Source organism: uncultured Tateyamaria sp., assembly GCF_947504105.1.
Lineage (GTDB): Bacteria > Pseudomonadota > Alphaproteobacteria > Rhodobacterales > Rhodobacteraceae > Tateyamaria.
This window is the reverse complement of record NZ_CANNGP010000014.1, coordinates 46,280-71,967: the sequence shown is the minus strand read 5'-3', so window position 1 is coordinate 71,967 and position 25,688 is coordinate 46,280. Positions and strand designations below refer to the sequence as shown.

28 protein-coding genes are annotated in these 25,688 nt (G+C 57.4%); 8 read left to right on the top strand and 20 right to left on the bottom strand.

The genetic code is table 11. The annotated features are described in order from the left end of the window. Window positions 1-71 precede the first annotated feature (71 nt). The 13 genes from Q1A75_RS10945 to Q1A75_RS10885 all read right to left on the bottom strand — a co-directional run bounded on the left by Q1A75_RS10945 (window position 72) and on the right by Q1A75_RS10885 (window position 11,284). Window positions 72-572 carry a prepilin peptidase gene (locus Q1A75_RS10945; RefSeq protein WP_366142201.1) on the bottom strand — a complete coding sequence of 167 codons (501 nt, stop codon included), beginning with the start codon at window positions 570-572 and terminating at the stop codon, window positions 72-74. A gap of 3 nt (window positions 573-575) precedes the next feature. After that, window positions 576-1,439 (bottom strand): tetratricopeptide repeat protein, encoded by an 864-nt coding sequence (locus Q1A75_RS10940; protein ID WP_299554300.1) that lies wholly within the window; start codon window positions 1,437-1,439, stop codon window positions 576-578. 106 nt (window positions 1,440-1,545) lie between these two features. Continuing rightward, on the bottom strand, window positions 1,546-2,130 hold the full coding sequence (locus Q1A75_RS10935) for a tetratricopeptide repeat protein (RefSeq protein ID WP_299554297.1): 585 nt from the start codon (window positions 2,128-2,130) through the stop codon (window positions 1,546-1,548). A 76-nt stretch (window positions 2,131-2,206) separates the two neighbouring features. Further along, on the bottom strand, window positions 2,207-3,187 hold the full coding sequence (locus tag Q1A75_RS10930) for a type II secretion system F family protein (protein WP_299554294.1): 981 nt from the start codon (window positions 3,185-3,187) through the stop codon (window positions 2,207-2,209). 10 nt (window positions 3,188-3,197) lie between these two features. Next, window positions 3,198-4,163, bottom strand: a complete 966-nt coding sequence (locus tag Q1A75_RS10925) for a type II secretion system F family protein (RefSeq protein ID WP_299554291.1) — start codon at window positions 4,161-4,163, stop codon at window positions 3,198-3,200. 14 nt (window positions 4,164-4,177) lie between these two features. Next, window positions 4,178-5,608, bottom strand: coding sequence for a CpaF family protein (locus Q1A75_RS10920; RefSeq protein ID WP_299554288.1), 1,431 nt, complete (start codon window positions 5,606-5,608; stop codon window positions 4,178-4,180). Window positions 5,609-5,631: 23 nt separating this feature from the next. Continuing rightward, the gene (locus Q1A75_RS10915) at window positions 5,632-6,870 is read right to left on the bottom strand and encodes an AAA family ATPase (protein ID WP_299554285.1); all 1,239 of its coding nucleotides are present in this window, start codon (window positions 6,868-6,870) and stop codon (window positions 5,632-5,634) included. 233 nt (window positions 6,871-7,103) lie between these two features. After that, window positions 7,104-7,769, bottom strand: coding sequence for an OmpA family protein (locus tag Q1A75_RS10910; protein WP_299554282.1), 666 nt, complete (start codon window positions 7,767-7,769; stop codon window positions 7,104-7,106). A gap of 10 nt (window positions 7,770-7,779) precedes the next feature. Then, window positions 7,780-9,207 carry a type II and III secretion system protein family protein gene (locus Q1A75_RS10905; RefSeq protein WP_299554279.1) on the bottom strand — a complete coding sequence of 476 codons (1,428 nt, stop codon included), beginning with the start codon at window positions 9,205-9,207 and terminating at the stop codon, window positions 7,780-7,782. Between the two features lie 198 nt (window positions 9,208-9,405). Beyond that, window positions 9,406-10,263, bottom strand: coding sequence for a Flp pilus assembly protein CpaB (gene cpaB, locus Q1A75_RS10900; protein ID WP_299554276.1), 858 nt, complete (start codon window positions 10,261-10,263; stop codon window positions 9,406-9,408). A 195-nt stretch (window positions 10,264-10,458) separates the two neighbouring features. Continuing rightward, window positions 10,459-10,644: a hypothetical protein gene (locus Q1A75_RS10895; protein ID WP_299554273.1), complete on the bottom strand. Its 186-nt coding sequence runs from the start codon at window positions 10,642-10,644 to the stop codon at window positions 10,459-10,461. A 98-nt stretch (window positions 10,645-10,742) separates the two neighbouring features. Continuing rightward, window positions 10,743-10,946 (bottom strand): hypothetical protein, encoded by a 204-nt coding sequence (locus tag Q1A75_RS10890; protein ID WP_299554271.1) that lies wholly within the window; start codon window positions 10,944-10,946, stop codon window positions 10,743-10,745. A 146-nt stretch (window positions 10,947-11,092) separates the two neighbouring features. Then, a complete protein-coding gene (locus Q1A75_RS10885; protein ID WP_299554268.1) occupies window positions 11,093-11,284 on the bottom strand; it encodes a hypothetical protein in 192 nt (63 codons plus the stop codon). A 29-nt stretch (window positions 11,285-11,313) separates the two neighbouring features. Between Q1A75_RS10885 and Q1A75_RS10880 the strand changes: the two genes are divergently transcribed. Then, a complete protein-coding gene (locus tag Q1A75_RS10880) occupies window positions 11,314-12,123 on the top strand; it encodes a lytic transglycosylase domain-containing protein (RefSeq protein ID WP_299554265.1) in 810 nt (269 codons plus the stop codon). A gap of 333 nt (window positions 12,124-12,456) precedes the next feature. On the opposite strand, the gene Q1A75_RS10875 is transcribed toward Q1A75_RS10880, so the two are convergent. The 4 genes from Q1A75_RS10875 to Q1A75_RS10860 all read right to left on the bottom strand — a co-directional run bounded on the left by Q1A75_RS10875 (window position 12,457) and on the right by Q1A75_RS10860 (window position 15,232). After that, window positions 12,457-13,083, bottom strand: coding sequence for a 3-oxoacid CoA-transferase subunit B (locus Q1A75_RS10875; protein WP_299554262.1), 627 nt, complete (start codon window positions 13,081-13,083; stop codon window positions 12,457-12,459). Between the two features lie 12 nt (window positions 13,084-13,095). Continuing rightward, window positions 13,096-14,127 (bottom strand): PAS domain-containing protein, encoded by a 1,032-nt coding sequence (locus Q1A75_RS10870; protein WP_299554259.1) that lies wholly within the window; start codon window positions 14,125-14,127, stop codon window positions 13,096-13,098. A gap of 11 nt (window positions 14,128-14,138) precedes the next feature. Then, the gene (locus Q1A75_RS10865) at window positions 14,139-14,834 is read right to left on the bottom strand and encodes a CoA transferase subunit A (RefSeq protein ID WP_299554256.1); all 696 of its coding nucleotides are present in this window, start codon (window positions 14,832-14,834) and stop codon (window positions 14,139-14,141) included. A 230-nt stretch (window positions 14,835-15,064) separates the two neighbouring features. Further along, a complete protein-coding gene (locus Q1A75_RS10860; protein ID WP_299554253.1) occupies window positions 15,065-15,232 on the bottom strand; it encodes a hypothetical protein in 168 nt (55 codons plus the stop codon). 101 nt (window positions 15,233-15,333) lie between these two features. Here Q1A75_RS10860 and Q1A75_RS10855 point away from each other — a divergent pair, with 101 nt between their 5' ends. Next, entirely contained in the window at window positions 15,334-15,780 is a 447-nt protein-coding gene (locus tag Q1A75_RS10855) for a MarR family winged helix-turn-helix transcriptional regulator (protein ID WP_299554250.1), read from the top strand. Window positions 15,781-15,782: 2 nt separating this feature from the next. Here the strand turns inward: Q1A75_RS10855 and topA are convergent, their stop codons facing one another. The 3 genes from topA to tldD all read right to left on the bottom strand — a co-directional run bounded on the left by topA (window position 15,783) and on the right by tldD (window position 21,260). Next, entirely contained in the window at window positions 15,783-18,350 is a 2,568-nt protein-coding gene (topA, locus tag Q1A75_RS10850; protein ID WP_299554247.1) for a type I DNA topoisomerase, read from the bottom strand. 98 nt (window positions 18,351-18,448) lie between these two features. Beyond that, complete coding sequence (gene dprA / locus Q1A75_RS10845; protein ID WP_299554244.1) at window positions 18,449-19,600, bottom strand: DNA-processing protein DprA; 1,152 nt, start codon at window positions 19,598-19,600, stop codon at window positions 18,449-18,451. A 238-nt stretch (window positions 19,601-19,838) separates the two neighbouring features. Next, window positions 19,839-21,260, bottom strand: a complete 1,422-nt coding sequence (gene tldD / locus Q1A75_RS10840) for a metalloprotease TldD (protein ID WP_299554241.1) — start codon at window positions 21,258-21,260, stop codon at window positions 19,839-19,841. 188 nt (window positions 21,261-21,448) lie between these two features. On the opposite strand from tldD, the gene coxB reads away from it, so the two are divergent. The 6 genes from coxB (at window position 21,449) to Q1A75_RS10810 (ending at window position 25,677) form a co-directional block, all read left to right on the top strand. Further along, a complete protein-coding gene (coxB, locus tag Q1A75_RS10835; RefSeq protein WP_299554238.1) occupies window positions 21,449-22,330 on the top strand; it encodes a cytochrome c oxidase subunit II in 882 nt (293 codons plus the stop codon). A 53-nt stretch (window positions 22,331-22,383) separates the two neighbouring features. Next, on the top strand, window positions 22,384-23,322 hold the full coding sequence (cyoE, locus tag Q1A75_RS10830) for a heme o synthase (protein ID WP_299554235.1): 939 nt from the start codon (window positions 22,384-22,386) through the stop codon (window positions 23,320-23,322). After that, the gene (locus Q1A75_RS10825) at window positions 23,319-23,480 is read left to right on the top strand and encodes a cytochrome C oxidase assembly protein (protein ID WP_299554232.1); all 162 of its coding nucleotides are present in this window, start codon (window positions 23,319-23,321) and stop codon (window positions 23,478-23,480) included. Before cyoE ends, Q1A75_RS10825 begins: the two co-directional genes overlap by 4 nt. Continuing rightward, window positions 23,480-24,058 (top strand): cytochrome c oxidase assembly protein, encoded by a 579-nt coding sequence (locus tag Q1A75_RS10820; RefSeq protein WP_299554229.1) that lies wholly within the window; start codon window positions 23,480-23,482, stop codon window positions 24,056-24,058. The genes Q1A75_RS10825 and Q1A75_RS10820 overlap by 1 nt, the downstream gene beginning before the upstream one ends. A 10-nt stretch (window positions 24,059-24,068) precedes the next feature. Then, window positions 24,069-24,926 carry a cytochrome c oxidase subunit 3 gene (locus Q1A75_RS10815; RefSeq protein WP_299554227.1) on the top strand — a complete coding sequence of 286 codons (858 nt, stop codon included), beginning with the start codon at window positions 24,069-24,071 and terminating at the stop codon, window positions 24,924-24,926. 76 nt (window positions 24,927-25,002) lie between these two features. Continuing rightward, window positions 25,003-25,677, top strand: coding sequence for an SURF1 family protein (locus Q1A75_RS10810; protein WP_299554224.1), 675 nt, complete (start codon window positions 25,003-25,005; stop codon window positions 25,675-25,677). Window positions 25,678-25,688: the final 11 nt, after the last annotated feature.

Here is a 25,688-nt window from a genome sequence, read left to right as displayed (position 1 = left end):
GAGCCTGTTTTATCTGCGTTTGTTTCGGCTGTTTTAGCGCAGCTATTCGGCCAAATTGTGGCTTTAACGGGTCAAGAGCCGTACAGCGCAGCTAGTCCGAGGTAGATTACAAGCGTGGGGCCAAGAGCAAAGCCCATTGGGAATTTGCGCCCTTCCTGGCGCCAGCTGGCCCAGTTGGGGGCAAAGCTGTGCAGGGGGGTGCGTTTTGCGATGGTGTGGGCAGCATAGGCCGCCAACAGGACCGCGGCAAAGAGCGCCATCAGCAAGTGGATATCGCCAAGGGCAACATAAGGTGCTGCAGCGGCGAGGAATTTGGCATCACCGGCACCCATGGCGCCGGCTGCGTTCAGACAGATTCCGACCACAAGCACGATAGCCAGATGAGCGAGTTGCCACAGATAGGCGTCCATCGGATAGAGAAACGGCCCCATAACCGCGAAGATCGCGGCCATTGTCACCACCGTCGGGTTGGTGATCCGCATCTCTGCCAGGTCGGTATAGGCGACGTAAAGGCAGATCGGCACCAGAAGCGGTAGGAACCACAGGGCCACCGTGGCCGAAAGCGCCATCATATCTTACCCGTTCGAGACGTTGTTTTCGAGCGCGCGCAGCGAACGCACTGCCGCTTCGAAATGCTGTGGGTGGGTGTCGATTGCATCGCGCAACAAGCCTTTGCCCGTCTCAAGGTTGCCTTGTTTCACAGCCGCGAGGCCAAGCGTATGCAGCAATTGTGCGCGTTCCGTCTGGTCCATGGGGATGACGGGCAGGCTGTAGTTGCCTTGGGCGCCGCGGGCCAGGATCAAGTTGTTCTTGGCGGTAAACAGGCTTGGGTCCTGCCGGATCGCATCGGTGAACAGACGTTCGGCATCGTCAAAGTCACCGCGCGTCAGCTTGGAATAACCCCAGTTGTTCAGCACACCGGAGGGGCGCGTCGTCAGGCCAACGGCTGTTTCATAGAAGCTGTCGGCCTTCTTCCATTCCTTGTTGCTGTCGGCAACCAATGCTTCGAGCCGGTAACGCTTGAATGTCTCTACTGTGGGCGGAACCTTGTCCAATTGCTCTTCGGCCTGGGCCCAGTCGCCCGAACGCAACAGCGCATCGGCAAAATCAACACGATCATCATTGGTGACACCGTCGAGCTTCACCAGTTTAGCGTAGGCAGAGCTTGCTTCGGTATAGCGTTTGGCACGTACGAGACTGATAGCAAGACCGCGTTGCGCGTCGATGCGGCCAGGATTGTCCTTGGCCGTGCGGCTGAAATAGGTGACAGCTTCGTTGGGATCCGCGACCGTGAGCATCACGTCGTTCAGGTCGCTTTCATCCACGACATTTACGTCCTGAAAGGCCCGTTCGACGGTTTCTTCGGCGTTTTTCTGATCGCAAGCGGCAAGGGCCATAGCGCCCGAAAGAGCGACAGCCAGAATGACGGGGTGGCGCATGTTTGCGTCCTTTTTCCTGCTCGTTCGCGCCGCGCTTTTTGCTGCACGGTCGCATCCTTCGCGCTGATGACAGCGCACCCTCAAACCCACCGGAAGGGCGGGCAAATTAAGATGCAGTGCGGATCAAAAAGTCACTGCTGCCTCGACGGACCAGTTTATACTGGCTCTCATTGGGTTCCACGGTAGCAGGATTTTCAGATTTTGCGAGGGCCAAGCGCAAATTATCCCGGATAAGTGTGCTTTCTCCGTCATCCAGCGCAAAGGCGCGGCGAAAGATCTGCACCGCTTCGGCCGTTTCGCCCTGTTCCATCAGCGCGACGCCAAGGTTGTTGAGGTCTGAGGGAACCGGGTCGTATTCGGTGGTGGCGCGGCGCAAGAGCTTTTCGGCCTGGTTCAACCGCCCGAGTCCGAGGTTCGCGGTGCCAAGGCCGGACAGAATTTCGGCATCCAGCCCGCCCTGGTCGAGGGCGGCGCGGTTGAAGGCTTTGATGGCCAGTTCAAATTCACCCGCGGCAATCAGGCGGTGCCCCACCTCAATGCCGTCGACCCCGTCGGCCCGGCGGTCGATGCCGGGAGCAAAGGGCCCGGTCTGCGAGGCATCAATCCCCTTTTGTCCGCAGGCGGTCAGGGCAAATGCGAGGGGAAGAGCGAGAAACGCCCGGATGCCTGTGATCATGGTGGTCTTTGCCACGTCTACTTATTGACTGCACCGCCCGCCCAGAATGGGCGCGCGGTGCAAGTGTTGTAACACGGGTTAGACCGTTGGCCTAGTTGCCGAGTGCATTCATGTTGCCAAGTTGTGTGATGCCGTGTGCGGATGGCCCCACGAGGATCAGAAGCAATGGTGGCACCGTCAGCATCATGGTGGCAAGCGTCATCTTGGTCGGCAGTTTGTTGGCGGCCTCTTCGGCGCGCATGACACGCTTGTCGCGCATCTCTTCTGCATAGACCCGCAACGCTTCGGCGATCGACGTACCGAAACTGGTCGACTGCACCAGCACGGTCACGAAGCTGGCGACATCCTGTACGCCGCAGCGTTCACCCATGTCATTCAAAACGGTCACCTTGTCCTTACCGGCCTTCATTTCGTAGCTGATGACCGAGAATTCGTCGGCGAGGGCAGGGTAGGACGCATGCAGTTCCGAGGCGACACGGTTGATCGCCTGATCAAGCGACTGACCCGCCTCAACGCAGACCAGCAGCATGTCGAGCGCGTCTGGAAAGCCTTGCGTGATCTCTTCCTGTCGCATCGCGACCCGCCGGGTCACCCAGTATTGGGGCAGGTAGTAGCCGGCGCCACCGGGACCGATGGTGAACATAATGATCTTCTGGGTGGTCATGTTGTCGGTGCCAACGACGAAGTTGGTATAGACAACACCCAATGCCAGGCCGACAACGCCCAAGACAAACTGCGCGGCGTGGAACATGCGCACCGCGTCACGGGACTGGTAACCGGCTTGGCGCAAGGTCAGCTGGCGCTTGGAGAGTTCGGCCACGTCCTCGGGTTCAAGGAACTTCGAGAACCGTTCGAGCTGTTCATTCCGGGCACCCTGCCGCAGACGTTCCTTGCTTGGACCGCCTGCAGTCGCTGTCTGTCTGGATTTTTTCAATTTGGTCAGCGGATCCTCGGGCTGCCGCAGCATCATGATGAGGACGATGGCGACCATCATCACGCCAAGTACGCCGGCGAGCACGATAAAGCCAAGCGGGCCGAGCATGTCCGTTATGGGTTGCAATAGGGCGTCCATGTTAGCCTCCTTACACCTTGATGTTGGTCAGGACGCGCATCACCATCAGGTTCGCGGCCAGGAAAATGCCCACGGCAAAGCAGGCAGGAATGAAGTATGCGTGATCGCGGACGTCGTCGTAGTAGTGCGGGTCGGTCACGTTGATCACGATCAGCGCCACGATGGGGAAAGCGGACAGGAACTTGCCTGACCATTTGGCTTCGGCCGTGATCGCCTTGACCCGGCGGAACAGGCGGAAGCGCGCGCGGATCACCTTGGCCAGACCGGCGAGGATTTCGGCGAGGTTACCACCTGATTGCTGCTGGATCGTCACAGCGACAGCCAAAAAGCGCATATCCTGCATATCGAGACGTTCAGCCATATCCTTGAGGCTTTCGCCCACATCCCGCCCAAAAGCGCTTTCATCCGCGATAAGTCCGAATTCCGAAGCCAGGGGGTCCTTGACCTCTTTCGACACGATCTGGATGGCCGAGCTGAAGGGGTGCCCCACGCGTAAGGAGCGCACCATGAGCTCAACGGCGTCTGGCAATTGTTCTTCGATCATGCTCAGCCGTTTGTTGGCCTTGGAAGATACCCAGAAGTAAACCGCGCCGATGCCAATGCCGATGGACATCAGGATGCGGACGGGCGTGTCCGTTTCGGTGCCTACGCTGAGGCCGACAAAGGCGACGACCGATAGGCCACCCATGATCATCATCAGCTGTTTGGGGGTGAATGCGATGGCCGCCTTCTGTGCCTTGTCCGCCAGAAGTGAATAAAGCGGGATCGACCGCGCGCCCATGTGCTGCTGCATTTCCTTGCGAAGCTGGTCCAGCACTTCCTCGCGTCGGCCACCGGCCTTGTTCAGCATTTCGAGGCGGCGATTCACGCGGCTGTTGAGGCTGATGGATTTACCAAAGGCCACAAGGTACAGGCCCTCGACCAGCACCAGCACGCCGATAAAGATCAGCCCGTAAATAATTGGTTCTGCGCTCATAATCCCTGCTCCTCTTATTGGGCCGCGACGGGTTCGTAGATGGATGCGGGCAAATCATATCCCCACAGACGGAAGCGTTCGGAATAGTGCGAGCGCACGCCGGTTGCTGTGAAGTGACCGATAATCTTGTTGTCAGGCGTCAGGCCCACGCGCTGGAAGCGGAAGATTTCCTGCATCGAGATCACGTCGCCTTCCATCCCGGTGATTTCGGTGATCGACGTCATCCGGCGCGACCCGTCCTGAAGGCGACTGGCCTGTACGATCAGGTTCACAGCGGACGAGATCTGGGACCGGACTGCCTTGATCGGCATCTCGATCCCGGCCATGGCAATCATGTTTTCCAGACGTGAGACACCATCGCGGGCAGAGTTGGCGTGAATTGTCGTCATTGACCCGTCGTGACCTGTGTTCATGGCCTGAAGCATATCGATGACTTCCTCGCCCCGTGTCTCACCCACGATGATGCGGTCGGGGCGCATACGCAGCGCGTTTTTCAGACAGTCACGGGGGCTCACCTCGCCCTTGCCTTCCACGTTTGGCGGTCGGCTTTCCATCCGGCCCACGTGGGTCTGTTGGAGCTGGAGTTCGGCGGTGTCTTCGATTGTCAGGATGCGTTCGGCATTGTCGATGAAGGAGGACAGGGCGTTGAGTGTGGTCGTTTTACCGGACCCAGTACCGCCCGACACGATGACATTGAGGCGCGTGGCGACCGCGGCCTGCAAGTATGCGGCCATCTCCTCGGTAAAGGCGCCGAAATTCACCAGGTCATCGATGCCCAGTTTGTCCTTTTTGAACTTACGAATGGACACAAGGCTGCCGTCTACCGCAATGGGAGGCACCATGGCGTTGAAACGCGAGCCATCCTGCAAACGGGCGTCCACATAGGGGTTCGATTCATCGACACGACGGCCCACGGCGCTCACGATCTTGTCGATGATGCGCAGAAGGTGGCGTTCGTCCTTGAACGTAACGTCGGTCAGTTCCAGTTTGCCGGATCGTTCGACAAATATCTGTTGGGGGCCGTTCACGAGAATATCGTTGACGCTTTCGTCTTTCAAAAGCGTTTCAAGGGGGCCGAGCCCCGTCACTTCGTCAAACAGCTCCTGGTTGAGGGTCTGACGATCCTCGCGGTTCAGGATGATGTTCTTTTCCGTCAGAACCTCGGACGAAATGGCGCTGATTTCCTGGCGCAGGTCAGCTTCGCTCGCGTGTTCGAGGGCTGCGAGGTTGAGGTTGTCCAGAAGCGCACTGTGCAGTTCGAGCTTGATCTCTCCCATGCGTTCCTTGCGCTTGCGCTCCTTGTCCATTGGCGTGACGGTTGCAGCCTTGGATGGGTTCGCCTTGCGCGTGACTTTCTTGGACGCATCCGCCGCAGGCATCTCGGTGACCTTTTCCGCAGGTGCGGCGACTGGCTTGGCTTCGGCTTTTTTGTACTTGGAAAACATCGAGGGACCCCCGGGTTATCGGATCACGCCGCCTTGGCGTGGTCCTCGCTGAGTTCGTGGATGGAGGCCGCCAGCTTCGCGATTTCACGGCGCAGCGGGTTCTTGGTGGCCGAGCTTGCCAACGGCATGCCATGATCAGCACCCTGGCTGATCGGCTTGCCGCCGTCTGGAAGTTGCACTTCGACTGCGATATCAAGGCTTTCTGAGAGGCGCTTGACCCTTGCCTTACCCCCCAGATCGGTGAACTTCGGTGCGCGGTTCAGTACGTAACGCAGTTTTTCGATGGGGAGGTCTTCGGCTTGCAGGGCGCGTTTGAAGCGCAACGTGTTCTGAGCCGAGCGCATATCCATCTCGAGCGTTGTGAAATAAAGATGCGACGCGTTCAGCACGGTTTCGGTCCACTGAACAAGGGTCGAGGGCATGTCGACGACAACGTAGTCGAAATGCGCGCGGGCCATTTCGACGATCCGGCTGATGTCTTCAGGCGTGACAAGGTCCAGTGGGATCATGTCCGCAGGTGCGGTCAGAACCTGCAGCTTGTCTTCGAATGTCAGAAGGGACTGACCAAAGATCTCGTCATCCATGCTTTCGGTGTCGGACAGCATCTCAAACACTGCTTCGCGCCTTGGCAGGTCGAGATAAGTCGACGCCGAGCCAAACTGGAGATCAAGGTCCAAAAGGCAGACTGAGGGTGTTTCGCTCTCGCAAAGAAGTGCCAATTCCCAAGCGAGGTTTACAGCCAGTGTCGTGGCACCTGTGCCACCTGCCGCGCCATGGCTCACGAAAATGGCGCCTTGCTTGTCTGTTCCCGATCTCAGATTGGCAGTCCGCTCATCGCTGGCTGGTTGTGGTCTATCACTGGCTTGCAAACGATCAATAGCTTGCTGCAATTCGCCTTCGGGAAGCGGGTAGGGGACGAATTCGTCGGCCCCCTGACGCAACAACTGGTGCAAGGATGCGGGCGTGACGTCCTCGGCTATCAGGATGACCTTGATGCCGTGGGTCTTGGCCTGAGTGATGATCTCGCCCAGAAGAACAAGGTTGTCTTCATCTTCTTCGTTTAGCGCCAGCGCCACAAATTCCATGGCTTCTGCATCGGGCTGACTGAAAAAAGCCAAGGCTTCTGCAAAGCCAAGATCGCCCCAGGCTTCGCCCAGGGCCTGTTCCATGTCCTCGATCAGCAGATCGAAGTTCTGCACGTCGCGGCTGATGGTACAGGCCGTGATTGGTGCAGTTTCCGGTTGCGGCATTACGCTGCTCATTGCCCACTCGTCCTTTGCTCATTGGGCGTAGCATCCGGTTTGCTGTTTCAGCAGGTGGATGCGTCGACCCTCGCCCGGTGCTCTTTTGCCGGGCATACGTGTCCTCAGGGGGAGTTGTCGCAATGAATTCAGGCGAGATTTGGGCCAAAAAACTCCAATTGTTGGGTATCTCAGAACGATAAAGGGCCCGGAGACAGGATTGTCTGCGGGCCCTTGGCTAAATTTGAGCTGATTTACTGCTCGGTTTGGAAGTCAGCGCCGGTGGTTCCGGTCAGAGTACTGGTTGCCTCGGCTGATTGAACGTAGTCGCGATATACGATCTGGGCGTATTTCCCATCCAGCACAGATGGGTGTGTTTTGACGAACCCGCTGACTTCAGTCACGGTACGGCGGTTGCGCCGCTCGCGGCCCTGCGTAACGATCAGCGGCTGGGTTTCCCCAAATGAGGCCACAGCCTCGAGGCGCGAGCGGCTGATCCCCTGCGTTGTCAGGAATTGTACGGCCGCATTCGCGCGGGCAAGGCCCAAGCGCTTGTTGTAGGCGGCGGACCCAACCGCATCGGTATGGCCGTAGACACGGAAGCGGATTTCTGGGAACTGACGGATCCAAACCGCCTGTTCCCGCAGTGCATCGCGGGCCCCTGCATCAAGTTGTGCGGAGTTGAAGGCGAAATTGACCGTTGTACCAACTTCTGTTGCGAAACGCTGGGCGAGATCGAAGGTGTATTGCCGTTCGCCCGTCAAAAGCAGGGTGTTGTTTGCCGTCGCGTTGCCAAACTGCCCCGTATCGACCAGAGCGCCGGCTTCCCGGTAGAACTGTGTATAGACAGGATCATTGGATGGGCCACAGGCGCCAAGGGCCAAACTGCTTGCCAATGCGACGGTGAAGATCGGTTTCATGACCCTGTCCTTAGTCCAACACGTAGCCATATGAGCCGGAGAAGTCCTGTTTGGCAACCTCGCCCGCACCGCCTTGTTTGGGTGTGCGTGTACCGGCGGCAGTCCGACCAAACAGGAACAAGTCCCGCTCGCTTGGAGGTTTGATCCGATCCGTTGGCAGCGCCAGCGTGTCGCCCCGGACCGGGGAAACGAGATGTGCTGTGATGATGATCACCAGTTCGGATTGGTCGCGCTGATAAGAGGCGGACCGAAACAGGGCGCCCAGTACGGGCACATCACCGAGCCATGGCAGTTGCTGGTTCTCGTCGATGAAGTTGTCTTCGAGCAGACCAGCGATTGCAAAGCTTTCGCCATCGCGCAACTCAACGGTTGTGGCTGTTTCGCGGCGGCTGAAGGCATCGATGGTGAAGCCATCAAACGTCAGGCCGTTGTTCGTATCGATATCGGACACGGCAGCCTCAAGCTCGAGGTTGATCAGATCCTTGTCGACAACTCGGGGGATAAAGTTCAACTGGATACCGAAGGGTTTGAATTCAACGGTGATAACGCCGTCTTCTTGTGCAATCGGAACCGGGTATTCACCACCTGCGAGAAAACGCGCCTCTTGACCCGATAGGGCAACGAGATTTGGTTCGGCCAAAGTGCGCACAACCCCTTTGGTTTCAAGGGCTTCAAGCAAAAGACCGACGCGCGTGCTGCCGGCATTGAAGCCAAAGACGATTGCGCCATTATTTTCGTTTGCGGCGGGTACGTTGTTGTCCAGCGATCTTTGAAGCGCGCCCGAACCTACAGTTGTCCCGCTGCCACCGTTCACATCAATGTCGCCAGAGAACAGCGAACCGTTCAGTGACAGTGACGAGCTGAGTGACTTCGAGACGCTGCGATTCATTTCTGCGAAGCGCACTTTCAACATGACTTGCTGAATGCCACCAACGCTCATCAGGTTGCTGACGCGCCCTTCGGCGTAGCGCTCAGCCAGATCCAGCGCCCGCTGCAAACGTGCGCTGGAGGATACAATACCTGACAGCACGATACCGTCATTGGCGGTCCGCACCTCAATCTTTTCACCGGGTAGGATCTGGCGCAGCCGTTCCTTGAACTCCGAGATGTCAGCCGACACGCGGACATTCACGTTGGTGATCAACCGACCATTTGCATCGAGCAAGGTCAGTGTGGTCAAGCCAGGTGCTTTGCCCAAGACATAGATCGTTCTGTCGCTGAGCGATGAGATGTCTGCGATGGCCGGGTTGGCGATGCTCAGTTCGGCAAATGGTGTATCGCTTTCCACCACAACCGCGCGGTTCATGGGAACGCCCAGTGTCGATTCCGTCGATTTGCGAACCACCCGCAAGTTTTCTGCCTGCGCCATTTCCGCGATGGGGCCTGCTACAAAACACAGCCCCAAGAGGGCCGCTTTGAAAAATCCGTCAATTTTCATGTGACCTGCCTTTTTGATCACGCCTCGGTGCCGGGTCTTGGTGCCCGTGATGCGATGCACAATGCGTCAGTTTGGATTTTTTTGCAAGAATCAATGGGTTCAGGTGATTCTTTTATGTGGAGAACTGGCAACAGAGGACAAAATCAAAACCGGTGCCAAATAACGCGACACCGGTCTAAGTGCTTGAAATGGAGGCAATCAGTTGGTGCAGGGGATCGGGATCTGCACAACCTCTGCGCCGCGTCGCGTGCGGATGGAACAGGTCTTTTTCTCTTCTACTTCGGCTTTGACCTCCTTGGTTTCAATACCAAGCAAGGACCGCTGATCGACTTCGATGGCGGCTGCGACGGTGTCGTCCTCGGCTCCGACGAGCGACAGGGACAGACGTCCGGTAGATTGGGCCTGGGCCAGTTTGGCTACTTGCGCAGGTGCGACCGCGACAGTCACGGTTTGTGCGATAACGGTTCCATCAAGGTCGCCAGCGGCGTTCTGGTCGATGGCGATCAGTTGGATGGCGGGTTGGATCAACTTGGTCACCTCGCCGCGGCTTTGATCAAGTGCCTTGTTCACACGACCGGTCCAGTAGACATCTACGCGATCACCCGGGCGCAAGAAGCCCGACACGCCGGATGCCACGTCGACGCGGATGGCAAAGGCACGCATACCACGCTCGAGCCGCGAGGTCAGGCCGGCTTCCTCGCCGGGCTCGGTTACCTTGACGGCGAGGATCGCCTCGTCCTTTTCCATCGTACGGAGAACGACGCGATGATCGATCACGCCTTCTGGGAATAGCGGATTGTCTGCTGTGAAGGCGCCTTCGGGGATCGCGTTTTCCGGCCAATCAACCGTTCGCACGTCGACAGTACCGAGCGCTTCACCGTATTTTAGCTGTCGCTCCGCAACGTAGACGGGAATGGTCGGTACGACCTTTTCGCGTTGGGCACGTTCGGTGGCCAATGCGACCTGATACTTCCCGATGTAATTCTTGGCCATATAAACGGCTCCGCCAGCCAGGGCGATCCCGGCGAGCAAAACCAATCCGAATACCATTCGCATTTCAGTACCTCATTGCTTGGGCTCCTGCTCCGGAACGGGCGGAACCTCTTGCGATAATAATGGCACTGGAATGTGGCGATTTCGGGGAACAGATGAGGAAGGTCCGGGGCATTCAGAACCGCGCTGACCAGAAAGCAAAAAGACCCGGCGCGATCAGCGGTCGGGTCTTTTGGAGAAAGATCTGTGACGCTGGCGCTATTCGTCGGCGAAGAAATGTGTATCGAAGAAGGTTCCGACATTGTCAGCGAGTGTCAACGCGCCGGACTGCATGGTGGTGACGATCACAATGGCCAGACCAACGATGGCCGCACATAGTACAACCCAGTCGACTGTCACTGCGCCGCATTCACTGCGGTGAAAGTTTTTCAGGAAGCGGATCATCTTCGACCTCTATACATGCTCGAATGCCATAATGTGAAAATAGGGGCCGCGCCCGGTTGCGGTCACGGCCCCTGTGTTCAGACGATTACGCCCGAATATTATTCGCCAGCAGGTGCGCCGATCGAACCAACAGTTTGCTCACCCAGGAACGTCTCGGTGGCTGCGGTCAGGTCTGTGGCACCGGATTGGATCGAACCATAGGCTGCGATCGCCAGGCCAACAACGGCTGCGGTCAGAACAACCCAGTCAACTGTTACGGCGCCGTCTTCGTCGTTGCGGAAGTTTTTGATGAACTTGATCATGATAGTGTCCCTCCAAAGGATCAGTAGATTTACATTAACCTCGCCGTCCTTTGTGAGCCGCTCTCTCTCATTGGCCCGTGTCCGACTTGGTATGCCGCTATATAGTCGGGGGATTGGGGCACGAATTTGGCGTCAAATTGAGGATTTCACGTCTGGGCTGGATTTTTTTGAAGAGATTTTTCAAGTCTTTGTTTTTTATATATTAATTCGGGTGGTTGGGTTTGGATTGGTGTAATTTTCGTTAATCGGCATGTTAAATGTGGCAGCTTTGCCATTTTTTGCACGCGCAGGCTGGCCTGAAATCCCTTTTTTTGCGATAATTTGGGAAAGTCTGCCATAGAGCAGGCGTCAAGATGAGAGCAGTTTCATGGTTCGTTTGTCTGTTGCGCTCCTGACAGCGCTGACTTTGATGTGCGGCGGTGGCTTTGCCGATGAGCCGCCACCCTTCAAGGATTTTTCTGCGAAACGTGTAAAGCCGCCGCAGCCGGGATCGAAGAAATTGATCACGGTGCAGATTGAACCTGAAGCCCCGGCGACAGAAGTAAGTGTGCCTGAAGCATCCGATGTGGCAGCGGCTCCCAAAGCGCCTGTGACGCGCTTTGATTGGTTCTGGCAAGATGTTTCGCCCGAGATAGACCAAGCCGGGCCTGGGCGATTGGATCTGGCGTTGAGGGCATTGGCTCGAGCCGAGCCGCCTGTGCCGGTGCCACGCCTGCAACAAATGCAGGCGCTGGCGCAAGCACAGGGTATCGACATCCTTAAGGCCACCATAGGTACGGATGTATCGCCTGCATTGGTGTTGGCAGTCATGATGGTGGAGTCTGCAGGTAAGGCAGATGCGTTAAGCGGCGCAGGTGCGCAAGGGCTGATGCAATTGATGCCTGACACGGCTGCGCGTTTTGGCGTGCAAGACAGCTTTGCCCCGGCCGAGAATATTGCAGGTGGTGTCAAATACCTGGATTGGCTGATGGATACGTTCGAGCGCGACCCCGTTCTTGTTCTGGCCGGGTATAATGCGGGAGAGGGGTCTGTGCGCACCCACAATGGTGTCCCGCCCTTTGCTGAGACGCGAGATTACGTACCCAAGGTTCTGGCGACATTCCAGGTGGCGAAGGGTTTGTGTGTTACGCCGCCCGAACTTGTCACGGACGGGTGTGTCTTTGCCGCATTGAATTGATGGCAGTGCACTTCGGAAGAAATTCCAGGCCGTACTCAACATCGGAAGATGCTCTGTTCATACGTTGAATGCGTCGGCCCGATCCGGTTGCATCGCCCGCTGGGCATTCACGGAAGGGCACAATGGCACAATCTTCCATCCTTCTGCCCGCGCGCCTTCCGCAAGCTGCTTCAAGAGTATTTGTAGGGCGCGAATGCTGCGCATCACATCCCTTATGATCCGCGATGCACGTATGCGCTTATAGGACCGAATAGGCTGGTTCGGTTTCGGCCCGATGACGGTTCAGGATATATAATGCTTTTCGACCCGTCCGCTTCTCGATGAATGTCAAATTCAAACAAGAGTGGCTTGGGTGGCCGCGCGCAACTTGTCTTCTGTCACACCGTCCGCGACTTCGACAATCTTCAGGCCGCCATCGACGACATCGAGCACGCCAAGATTCGTGATGATGCGATCAACCACGCCTTTGCCCGTCAGGGGCAGGGTACATTCCTTGAGTACCTTGCTGTCACCATGCTTGTTCGTATGGTCCATGACGACCACCACGCGACCCACGCCAGCCACGAGGTCCATAGCGCCGCCCATGCCCTTGACCAGTTTGCCGGGGATCATCCAGTTGGCCAGGTCACCGTTCTCTGCCACTTCCATCGCACCCAGAATGGCCATGGCGATCTTGCCGCCGCGGATCATACCGAAGCTTTGTGCGCTGTCGAAATAAGCAGTCTGAGGCAGTTCTGTAATTGTTTGTTTGCCGGCGTTGATCAGGTCCGCGTCCTCTTTGCCCTCAATGGGAAAGGGGCCCATGCCGAGCATGCCGTTCTCGGATTGCAGCGTCACTTCGATCCCCTCGGGGATATAGTTCGATACCAGCGTAGGGATTCCAATCCCGAGGTTCACATACCAGCCGTCTTCAAGTTCCTGTGCGGCACGCGCCGCCATTTGGTTGCGATCCCAGGGCATCGATTGTCCTTATTAATATTCGTCGGTGAGTGCCGCGCCGGCAGGCACGTCAATGGTAATGAAGCTTCCTGCGGCGCCACGGCCCAGGTGCAATGTGCCTTCGAGGCCCTCGATCAGGCCAGAAACTATACGCCCGCCAACGGTTTTGCTGTCGGGCCATTCCATATCTGGCGGGACGCCTACACCATCATCAGCAACGATAAGGCGCAGGCCACCTGCGCTGAGCCGACTCATTCGTACTTCAACCAGCCCCATATCGATGCGGTCAAAGGCGTGCTGGAAGGCATTTGTAAGAAGTTCGGAAAGTACCAGTCCGACACGCGTCGCCGTTTCGATAGGGACTTCCAGAGATTCAATCTGAAGCGACACGCGGATACCCGAGCGACCTTCAATGTGAGCAATCGCCGCCGCCAATCGAGAAAGGTAGCTGCCCATCTGGATACTGTCGCGGTTGGATTGCTGATCGCTCAGCTTCATTTCTTCATAGAGTAGTTGAAGCGTTTCGATCCGGCGGCTTAGTGCTACGAAGTCTTCCGGCACTGACGTGGTACCTGATTGCTGCCGGATCATACCGATGATCATCGACAGGTCAGAGGCAACACGGTTCTGAATCTCGATCAGTTGCGCGTTTACGTCCTCGGCGCTGGTTGTCATTTCGCTTTGGCGCAGCTCTTTCTGAATACCCACGAAATACTGTGTTTCGCCGCGTGAGTCCTGGACCGGTGCAACAATCAGACGGTTTGTGAATGGTTCGCCATTCGCACGGTAGTTCAGAATGTCGACCGTCACGCTTTCCTCGGTTTCGACTCCACCGCGCAGTTTGTCTACATCGGACTTGCGCGTCCCTTCACCTTGAAGGAACCGGCAATTGCGCCCGATAGATGCAGATCGCGCGTACCCGGTGGAGCGTGTGAACGCCTGGTTTACGTACACTATTGGATTGTCTTCGAGATGCGGATTGGTCACCACCATGGCGACCTGTGCACGCGAAAATCCGTCAAAGGATTTGTCGTCCTGCAGAAGTTCTTCGATGGTGTCAGGCATGGCCTGGCTCCTCACGCGGCGCGCGTTGTCCGTTGTTCGATGCGCTTTTCATGTTCGCCCTGAATCAGGCGGTGGACGTAGATACCAGGTAGGTGGATTACGTCAGGGTCAAGGCTGCCGGTCGGAACAATCTCTTCCACCTCTGCGATACAGACCTTGCCACACATTGCAGCGGGCGGGTTGAAGTTACGGGCCGTTTTGCGGAACACTAGGTTACCCGTTTCATCGGCTTTCCAGGCTTTGACGATGGAAAGGTCGGCAAAGATGCCTTCTTCCATGATGTAAGTCTCGCCGCGGAAATCCTTATGCTCTTTGCCGTCGGCGATCACGGTTCCAACGCCGGTTTTCGTGTAGAAACCAGGGATGCCGCAGCCGCCAGCGCGCATGCGTTCTGCCAATGTGCCTTGGGGGTTGAATTCAAGCTCAAGCTCGCCGGACAGGTATTGGCGCATAAACTCAGCGTTTTCGCCCACATAGGACGAAATCATCTTTTTAACCTGGCGTGTTTGCAACAGGATGCCAATGCCGAAATCATCCACACCAGCGTTGTTCGATGCAAAAGTCAGGTCCTTGGTGCCTGCATCCTTGATCGCATCCAGAAGCAGCTCGGGAATGCCGCACAGGCCAAATCCCCCGGCCGCAATGAACATGCCGTCAAACAAAAGCCCATCCAACGCTTCGGAAGCTGAGCCGTAAATCTTCTTCATGTTATTCCCCAAGAGGGCCCGTGGGAGGGCAGTCGCACTGAGTTCAGTATGTGAATGTATGCACTGTCAAAGTCAACGAAGAGGACAGCGTGCGCGTTATATCACACCATACCTGCCGATACCGGTACGGACGGTGTGGAATAATTCATATTTGTGGCGAGCGGGGCTGAATTTCTTGGGTCATCAATGACGGTTAGCGCGTCCGACTGGCGGCCGGACGCGCTAAGTCTTTACTTTTTCTTGGAGCTTTTGAAGCCGCGGTTGGTCAGAGGATCGCTGTCCGTATCACTCTGAACAGCGATATCTGGTGGGAACGTGTACGTCATCGCTGCGGAAGACGTGATAGCCACAAATGTCAGGGCAAGGGCGACACCAGTTGCAATGATCGAGCGTTTCATGGTCAATTCCTTTTTATACGATTTTCGCAGTTGTTGCTGCGAATATCGTAGTATTTAAGAAGCCCTCTTGCAGGTTCAAGGGGTCTGCGCGATTTTTAGGGATGACTAAGAAACATGACCTTCTGCGCCACGTGAAAACGGTGATGCGCGTGATGCTGATCAGTGAACGGACTGGACCCGAGCACCAGCACATCATCAAATTCAATCCACTGGATTTTCATACACTGGGCATGGTGCGCACCGATCCGGGTGTGCGTGCATCTGTCGTGGCTGGATCACTCGGTATCGCCGCGACGACGGCCAGCAGTGTAATAGGACGTCTGATCAACAGAGGGTGGATCGAACGCAGGCAATGCACCGGTGATAGACGCGCCTATCAATTGACCTTGACGCCGGAGGGACAGCGGATCGCGGATGCTATCCACGATCAGGACTTGAACGACATGCAGGTGTTTCTGTCCGCGTTGACCGTGACCGAGCAGGATGAATTGATCAGACTGCTCGGTAAAGTTGCCGACCGTGTCGAGGCGTTGGAGGTCAACGACTGAATTCAGGCGCTTTTCTTGGCTGCCTTTTTCGGAGCAGCCTTTTTGCGCGTGGTTTTTTTCTTGGGCGCCTTTTCCGCGATCAATTGAACGGCCATGTCCATCGTCACGTTTTCGGGTTCCGTTCCCTTGGGGATCGTTGCGTTGACCTTGCCCCATTTGACGTAAGGCCCGTACTTGCCTTTCATCACGTTGACCGGTCCGCCTTCATCCGGGTGTTCACCCAATTCGTGCAGCGGCTTGGCGGCTGCACCGCGTCCGCCCCGGCTTGCCACCTTTTCGGCCAACAATTGGACGGCACGGTTCATGCCGACGGTCCACACTTCATCAATGCTTTCGAGATTTGCATTGGTGCCGCCGCGATCAGACGTGCTTTCCGCATGTTTCAAATACGGGCCGTAGCGTCCGATATTGGCCCAGACCATGACCCCATCTTCGGGGTGCGGCCCCAGTTCGCGGGGCAGGGACAGCAGCATGACTGCCCTGTCCAGCTCCAGTTCCTCGGGGGTCCAATCCTTGGGGATCGACTGGCGTGGTGGTTTTTTGTTCTCTTCGGTGACCGCGCCGCGTTGTACGTAAGGACCGAAGCGACCTTTGAATATGCGGATTTCGTCGCCGTGATCCTCGCCCAGCAGCTTGCCCTCGGGCGGGATGGCACTGGCTTCGGCTTCTGGATCCGGCGGGCCGAAGGGGCGAGTGTAACGGCATTCGGGATAGTTCGAACAGCCGATAAACGCACCACCCGAACGGGCAGTTCGCATCGAAAGACGGCCAAGTCCGCAATTCGGACACAGGCGTGGATCGCCGCCATCTTCCAATGGCGGGAACAGATGCGGTTCCAGCACCTCGTTGATCTTTTCCAGCACGTCCGTGATGCGCAGCTCGGATGTCTCCGCAATCGCAGCCGAGAAATCCTGCCAGAAGCGACCCAGAACATCCTTGTAGTTGCGGTCACCCGCGCTGACGTCGTCCAGCTCTTCCTCAAGCCCTGCGGTGAAGTTGTAGCCGACATATTTGCGGAAGTAGTTTTCGAGGAAGGCGATCACCAGCCGCCCCTTGTCTTCGGGGATCAGGCGGTTGCGATCCTTGCGGACATAGCCGCGGTCCTGAATGGTCGTGACGATGCTGGCATAGGTCGAGGGACGCCCGATGCCCAACTCTTCCATCCGCTTGACCAGCGTCGCCTCGGTATAGCGGGGCGGAGGCTGGGTGAAATGCTGCTCGGGTGTGACCGAGCGCTTGTCGGCGGCTTCACCTTCGCTCACTTGCGGCAGGCGTTTGTCATCGTCATCGACGACAACGTCATCGCGGCCTTCCTCGTAAACGCGCAGGAACCCGTCGAACAGAACGACCTGACCCGTGGCACGCAGACCGACCTGGCCGTCGTCGCTGCCAATCTCGACCGTGGTGCGTTCCAGCCGCGCGCCTTCCATCTGGCAGGCGAGGGTCCGTTTCCAGATCAGGTCATAGAGCTTGCGCTGATCGTCGTCTGTGATTTTCAGGCTGGCCGCATCGCGTGCCATATCCGTGGGGCGGATACACTCGTGGGCTTCCTGAGCGTTCTTGGCCTTGTTTTTGTACATGCGCGGCTGGCCGGGGACGTATTCGGCGCCATAGCGGTCCTTGATTGCATCCCGGGCATTTTGAACGGCCTCGGGTGCCATATCAATGCCATCGGTCCGCATGTATGTAATATAGCCAGCTTCATACAGCCGTTGGGCCGATGACATACACTGTCGTGCGCCCATGCCGAATTTGCGGCTGGCTTCCTGTTGCAGGGTCGACGTCATGAACGGGGCTGACGGGTTGCGGGAGGCGGGTTTTGCCTCGACCGACTGGATCTTCAGGTCGCGGCTGGTGATAGCCTGCTGGGCCATTTCCGCCTGTGTCTGGTTCTCCAGATCATATTTCTCAAGCTTCTTGCCTGCCAGGTTGACGAGGCGCGCCTCGTATTCCTGTCCCCGCGGGGACGCAAGAACGGCTTTGACGGACCAGTATTCGCGGGCACGAAATGCTTCGATTTCCATCTCGCGTTCGGTGATGAGGCGCAGGCAAACAGATTGAACGCGCCCAGCGGATTTGGCACCGGGCAGCTTGCGCCACAGAACCGGCGACAGGTTGAAGCCGACCAGATAGTCGAGCGCGCGGCGCGCCAGATACGCTTCTACCAGTGGCATATCGACCTGACGCGCATTCTGCATCGCTTCGGTCACGGCGGTCTTTGTGATGGCGTTGAACGTGACGCGTTTAACGTCCGTGTCCTTCTTGATCGACTTGCGCTTGGTCAGCGCCTCTTGCAGGTGCCAACTGATTGCTTCGCCTTCGCGGTCGGGGTCTGTCGCGAGGATCAGGGCGTTGTCATCTTTCAGTGCGTCCGCGATAGCTTTCATGTGCTTTTTGCTGTCGCTTGCCACTTCCCACAGCATTTCGAATTCATTGTCCGGGTCGACTGATCCGTCTTTGGGCGGCAGATCGCGCACGTGCCCGTAACTGGCAAGAACGGTATAGTTGTCGCCCAGATACTTGTTGATCGTCTTGGCTTTGGCAGGGGATTCTACAACGACGACAGGCATGTACTGGGGTGACCTCAAACGGGATAATTTGCTGCTCTATGGCGGCGCAACATGTGGGGCGCAAGGCCCGAATGTCAACATGGCACAGCGGGGTGCGGTCAACTGGCGCGGGTCAGAAGACCGCCCGGGGCACGGTCGATGCTGCCGTCAAGCTCTAGTTCCACCAGTACCGGCGCCACTGCGGCAGTGGGCGCACCGAGATCGCGGATCAACTGATCTTCGGCCAGGGGCGAGGGACCCAGACGTGAAAGGATCTGTTGGTGTAGCGCGGCGGTTTCCTTAAGGTTGCGGCGATCTTTGGGCGCGCTTGATGGAGTTTCTAGCGGCAATTCTGGCGTTTTGGCGCGCGCGATCGGTGCCAGTGCCTCAAGCACATCCGAAGCATCACGTACCAGGGTGGCTCCGTCGCGGATCAGCATGTTACACCCGGATGCACGGGCATCCATGGGGTGGCCCGGGACCGCAAGGACATCGCGACCCAGATCGAGCGCATCGCGTGCAGTGATCAGGCTACCGGATTTCGCCGCCGCCTCAACCACGATTGTGGCTTGGGCCAGACCCGAGATGATGCGGTTGCGCGCAGGAAAATGCCGGGCCATCGGTTGCAAGCCCATGGGTTGTTCACTGATCCTCGCGCCTTTGGCTGCGATGTCTTCGGCCAGAGTGGTATTTTCCGCGGGATAGATTGTATCAACCCCGCCAGCCTGTACCGCAACGGTACCCGTCTCAAGCGCTGCGAGATGTGCGGCGGCATCGACACCGCGCGCCAGCCCCGAAACAACAATATAACCTTCCGCTCCAAGATCACGCGCAAGCGAGCGCGCCATGCGCGTACCCAGCGATGACGCATTGCGCGCACCCACGAGTGCAATCATTGGTTTGCGCAATAGAGACGTTTTGCCGAGTACCCACAGAAACGGCGGCGCGTCGCTGAGTTCCGCCAACGGGGCGGGGTAGTCTGCGTCACCGAGCGGAACGAGTCGTGCGCCGGTGGCACGCCCGGCTTTCAGCTCGGCGTGCACTACGCCTTCTGGGCATATCTGGTAATTCTGAACGCCGGCGGCGCGCGCTACCTCAGGCAGCGCGGCCAGCGCGTTTTGCGCGGTGCCGTGTTCGATCAGCAGGCGTTTATACGTAGAAATGCCGACCCGGCGTGAGCGCAACAGACGGAGACGAGCAAACTGGTCATCTTCCGAGGTGGGTGGGAGTGGGGGGTGAGTGGAAGAAGGATGGGTATCCTTTTCAGTCATCCGAGGCTCCGTCCGTTGCTGAGAATGTTGTAGAATAGGCAAGGTTAACAACGCATGAAGACTTGCCACATTCATATCAATGTGCCCGCTTCTTATTTGATTTTGTTGCGAAATTTCTGATCAGGAATCTTTTCTGTTCCGGTGCCCAAAAAAACGCGCGTTGCGTGCGCTCCCCGTGTAAAACCACGGAGAAACGCTAAATCTTCATGCATTTTAAACAATTGGAATCAGTGCCTGTTCAGGCCGCAGATCCGCCAACGGTCAGCCCACCGATCATCAGGGTTGGCTGACCAACGCCGACAGGCACCCACTGACCTGCCTTGCCGCAATTGCCCATGCCGGGATCAAGCGCCATGTCATTTCCGATTCCTCGGATTTGTTTGAGCGCTGTGGCTCCGTCGCCAATCAGCGTTGCCCCCTTGACCGGTGCGCCGACCTTGCCGTTTTCCACGCGGTAGGCCTCGGTACAGGAAAACACGAACTTGCCATTGGTGATATCGACCTGCCCGCCTCCAAAGCCCACGGCATAAATCCCATCCTTGAGGTCGGCCACGATGTCTTCTGGCGTGCTGTCACCGCCCAACATGTACGTATTGGTCATGCGCGGCATCGGTGCGTGTGCGTAGCTTTGTCGCCGCCCGTTGCCAGTTGCTTTCACGCCCATCAGCCGAGCGTTTTGGCGATCCTGCATGTAGCCAACAAGGATGCCATCCTCGATCAGTGTATTCTTGGCCGAAGGTGTGCCTTCATCATCCACGGTGATCGACCCGCGTCGGTCTGGAATTGTGCCATCGTCCAGCACCGTTACACCGGGCGCAGCAATCCTTTCGCCCATCAAGCCGGCAAAGGCCGAGCTGCCTTTACGATTGAAGTCTCCTTCGAGCCCGTGGCCAATCGCTTCGTGCAGAAGAATGCCGGGCCAGCCGGGACCAAGAACGACGTCCATAACACCAGCAGGGGCGGGTACCGCATCAAGGTTCACCACTGCGACCCGAAGTGCCTCACGTGCCTTGGCCTGCCAATCACTGCGGTCGATCAGGCCATCCAGGCCCACGCGCCCACCGCCACCAGCGCTGCCACTTTCGCGGCGTCCATTCTGTTCGACGATGACGGAGATGTTCAGCCGGGTCATCGGGCGGATATCACGCACCGAATGACCCTCGGGACGCAAAATCTCGACCTCCTGAATCGAAGCGGCGAGGGAGGCTGACACTTGAACGACGCGCGAATCAAGATCGCGGACATAGGCGTCGATTTCCTTCAGCGTCTCCAGCTTGATCGGAAAGCTGGCCCCGGCGATCGGATCGTCCGAAGTATAGAGTTGCGAGTTGGTTGATCGTGGCGCGTCTGCCAGTGTACCGCCGCCGTCCCCTACAGCGAGGCGCGCAGTCTCTGACGCGCGGCGCAGCGCGGATTCAGAAATTTCGGTGGAATGCGCGTAACCAGCCACTTCTCCTCTTACTGCGCGCAGGCCAAAACCCTGCGCTGCATCATAGCTGGCTGTCTTGAGGCGACCGTCATCGTACACCAGTGCCTCTGATCGGCGGCGTTCAAGGAACAATTCGCCGTCGTCCGCGCCAGCTGTGGCGTCGCGCAACACCTGCAAGGCCACTGTGCGGTCAATATCCCGATCCAGCGGTGCAAAAGGGGCGTCGGTCATATGGTATACTCCGGTGTGCTGTGGGGCATTTCGCCACGGCAAGCGTCCGTTTGACGCGCCCCTTATGTCTTTATCTTGCAGCCAAGATATGATTGTAAGTCGCGACAATACAACGGGAGGCGAACGCAGCGTGTACTGCGGCCTTTCTCCGAACCAAAATATTGATCACTCAAGATCAGGACGACCAGATGAAAAAGCTTTTCTCGATTTCGGGTGTGCTGAGCGCCCTTGCTGCCGCCCCGGCCTGGGCCCAAGACGGCCTTGAGGTGATTGGCCGCCCCGTGGATGGTGCGATGGGCTTTCAGCCTGCAGCCACGGAAATCGCCCGTCGCCTGCAGTGGCTGGACGGCATGATCCTTGTCATCATCACCTTGATCACTCTGTTCGTGACCGGTCTGATGGCTTGGGTGATTGTGCGGTATAACCGCAAGCGCAACCCGGAGCCTGCCAGCTTCACCCACAACACCTCGGTCGAGATTGCTTGGACAGTTATCCCGATCGTTGTTTTGGTGTTCATCGGTGCGTTTTCGCTGCCCACGCTGTTCCACCAGCAAGAAATCCCCGAAGCAGACGTGACCATCAAAGCGACTGGCTACCAGTGGTTCTGGGGATACGAGTACGTGGACGAAGGGTTTGCGTTTGACAGCTACATGATCGGCGCACCCGCAACTGGTGGTGACAATTCCCTGACGCCCGATACTGAGCAGGCGCTTGTTGATGCAGGGTACAGCCGCGAAGACTTCCTGCTGGCAACTGACAACGCTGTCGTTGTGCCGGTTGGCAAAACCATCGTTGTACAGGTGACTGGCGCTGACGTGATCCACGCCTGGACCATTCCCGCCTTTGGTGTGAAGCAGGACGCCGTACCTGGCCGCCTGGCTGAACTGTGGTTCACGGCAGAGAAGGAAGGCATTTACTTCGGTCAGTGTTCTGAGCTGTGCAGTATTGCGCACGCTTACATGCCAATCACCGTCAAAGTGGTGAGCGAGGAAGCATACGCCGAGTGGTTGTCCGGTGCGAAGGCAGAATTCGCCGGCACACCGCAAGATTTCCAAGTCGCATCAAACTAATCGGGTAGGGCGGAGGACACCTCCGCCTTACGATTTTTCAGGCAGAGACGCATATGACGGACGTCAGCTACCAGCATCAGACCCACGAGGCCGAAGCAAGCCTTGGTGACTATTTCGCGCTGCTAAAGCCGCGCGTTATGTCGCTTGTGGTGTTTACGGCTTTGGTCGGTTTGCTTGCTGCGCCTAGTTCAGTGCACCCTGTCATCGCATTTGCATCCATTTTGTTTGTTGCCATCGGAGCCGGGGCGTCGGGTGCGCTAAACATGTGGTGGGACGCGGATATCGACGCCGTGATGAAGCGGACCGTCAAGCGCCCCATTCCTGCGGGCAAAGTCACACCGGACGAGGCCAAGGTTCTGGGCGTGGCCCTGTCGGGCATGTCGGTCGTGATGCTGGCGCTCAGCGCCAATCTGCTGGCCGCAGGTCTTCTGGCATTCACCATCTTCTTTTACGCCGTGATCTATTCGATGTGGTTGAAGCGGTCGACACCGCAGAACATCGTGATCGGTGGCGCTGCTGGTGCATTCCCTCCGGTCATCGGTTGGGTCATTGCAACTGGCTCCATGTCGGTCGAGGCATGGTTGATGTTCGCCCTGATCTTCATGTGGACGCCGCCGCACTTCTGGGCGCTGGCGTTGTTCATGAAGTCAGACTACGACGACGCAGGCGTGCCGATGCTGACCGTCACGCATGGGCGCAAGGCAACCCGTCTGCATATTTTGATCTATACGGTACTGTTGGTCGCGCTTGCGGTTGGCACTGCATTTACGGCCATTGGTGGTCCAGTCTATCTGACCGTGGCTGTGGTTCTGAATGTACTGTTCCTCAAGGGGGCTTTCGATATCTGGCGCCGGGATGAGGGGCAGGCCGAGGCCGATGGCTATGCTGTAGAAAAATCGTTCTTCAAACTGTCGCTGCTGTATCTGTTCCTGCACTTTGGCGCGATCTTGGTCGAAGCGATGCTGCCAGCGGTCTGGGGAATCTGGGCATGAGCATCAAGGCTGAGCATGAGATCCACCAACGTCGCAAAGGACGCAATGTAGGCGTAGGCCTGATGCTGGCGGCGTTCGTTGTTTTGGTACTGGCTTTGACATTTGTAAAAATTACGGGCGGCGCGTTCGAGCTGCCCAGGAACGAGGAGACACAGTAATGCGCCACCTCTCTGGGCCACAAAAGACGGTTTTTCAGACATTGGGTCTGGTCATGTTCATGGGCGGCCTCGCTTGGGCCTCCGTCCCATTCTACGACTGGTTCTGTCGCGTCACAGGTTTCGGTGGCACGCCGGGCATATCCGAAGTCGCCAGCGACGACATTCTGGAGCAAACGATCAAGGTACGCTTTGACGCGTCGCTTGAGCGATCCATGCCGTGGCAGTTCAAACCGGAAGTCCGCGAGATGGAGTTGCGCATCGGCGAGACAGGGCTTGCCTTCTACGAAGCCTATAACCCGACGGACAAACCCATCGCAGGCTCGGCCAGCTACAATGTGGCGCCGTATGAGGCGGGTGGCTTTTTCTCCAAGATCGACTGCTTCTGCTTTGAAGAGCAGGTGCTGCAACCGGGTGAACGCGTGATGATGCCGGTCACGTTCTATGTCGACCCCGAGATCGTTACTGATCGCGATGCAAAATACGTGCACACCATCACGCTGAGCTACACTTTTTACCAAATCGACCTGCCCGAAGGCTTTGCCACCCTTGAGCAAGAGAACGATACAAACCTGAACTGAGGGACGGACAATGGCCCACGCAAAAAACCACGACTACCACATTCTTGCGCCATCGACCTGGCCCCTGCTGGGTGCCTTGGCCGGTTTCACCATGCTGTTTGGCGCTGTCGCCTGGATGTCCGGCGGCATGACCATCTTTTTCAAGTCGATCGAACTGAGCGGCCCCTGGCTGTTCCTGATCGGCTTCGTCGCGGTCCTTTACACCATGTTCGGCTGGTGGACTGATGTGGTTGCAGAAAGTAAGGTCGGGGATCATACGCCCGTGGTTCGTATCGGCCTGCGCTATGGCTTCATCCTGTTCATCATGTCCGAAGTGATGTTCTTTGCTGCGTGGTTCTGGTCGTTCTTCAAGAACGCCATGTACCCTATGAGCGAATATGTCGGCACGGAATATGTACAGCCCGAGATTTACCACGTGGACGCGTTCCACCTGCCGCTGATCAATACGCTGATCCTGTTGTTGTCGGGATGTGCCGTGACATGGGCGCACCACGCGCTGGTGCATGGCGGCGCACGCAAGGCTGTGATCAACGGTCTGGCCATCTCTGTTGTACTCGGTGTGGCGTTCACCGCGCTGCAAGCCTACGAATATTCCTACCTGCTGTATCAAGGTTGGGAATTCGGCGGCGACAAGTTCTTCTCGAACTTCTTCATGGCCACCGGTTTTCACGGCGCGCATGTGATCATCGGAACGATCTTCCTGTTCGTGTGCCTGTTGCGCGCGATGAAGGGCCACTTCTCCGCTGAGAAACACATCGGGTTCGAGGCGGCAGCTTGGTACTGGCACTTCGTGGATGTTGTCTGGCTCTTCCTGTTCTTCGCCGTTTACATCTGGGGCGTGGGTACAATGCCGGGCCTTGACCACTAGACCGCGTCTTACGCAAGAATGATCAAAGCGCGCGGTCTCCGCGCGCTTTTCACTTTAGGGCAGGGCAAACGGACGCATGCGTCGCTTACTCTTTCTGATGACATTCGGGTTGATGGGGGCGGGAATCCTGATCAGTCTTGGCACCTGGCAAGTTCAGAGGTTGTCGTGGAAGCAAGACTTGCTTGCGCGGATCGAGGCGCAGATTTCTGCGCAGCCCGTTCCACTTAAAGAGGCTCTGGAACCCTCCTTTCAACGGTATGCACCTGTTGAAGTGACAGGTGCATTCGGCTCAGAACATATCCGTATGCTCGCCTCCCGTAGAACGACGGGCGCCGTACACCGCATTATTCGCCCGTTTGACGTTGAGGGCTTTGGCCCGGTGCTTGTTGATACTGGCTGGCAGATGGACGAGCTCGACGTGCGAGGCGCGCCACAGATGCGCCTTACGCTTATTGGCAACCTTGATGCACCGAACGAAGCCGACAAGTTCACACCGGCGCCCGACATTGAAGCAAAGCTCTGGTTTGCCCGTGATGTGCCTGCAATGGCCGAGGTGCTGAATACACAGCCCATCATGGTAGTTCTGCGCGACGCGCCGGAAACAGACCTTGGCGTGACGCCTTGGCCTGTAGACACCGCTGGCATTCCGAACGATCACCTGCAATACGCAATCACCTGGTTTTCGCTTGCGGCGATCTGGGTGCTGATGACCGCCTACTTCGTGCTGCGCACCAACCGCAGCCCGCGCTGAGAAAGACGAAC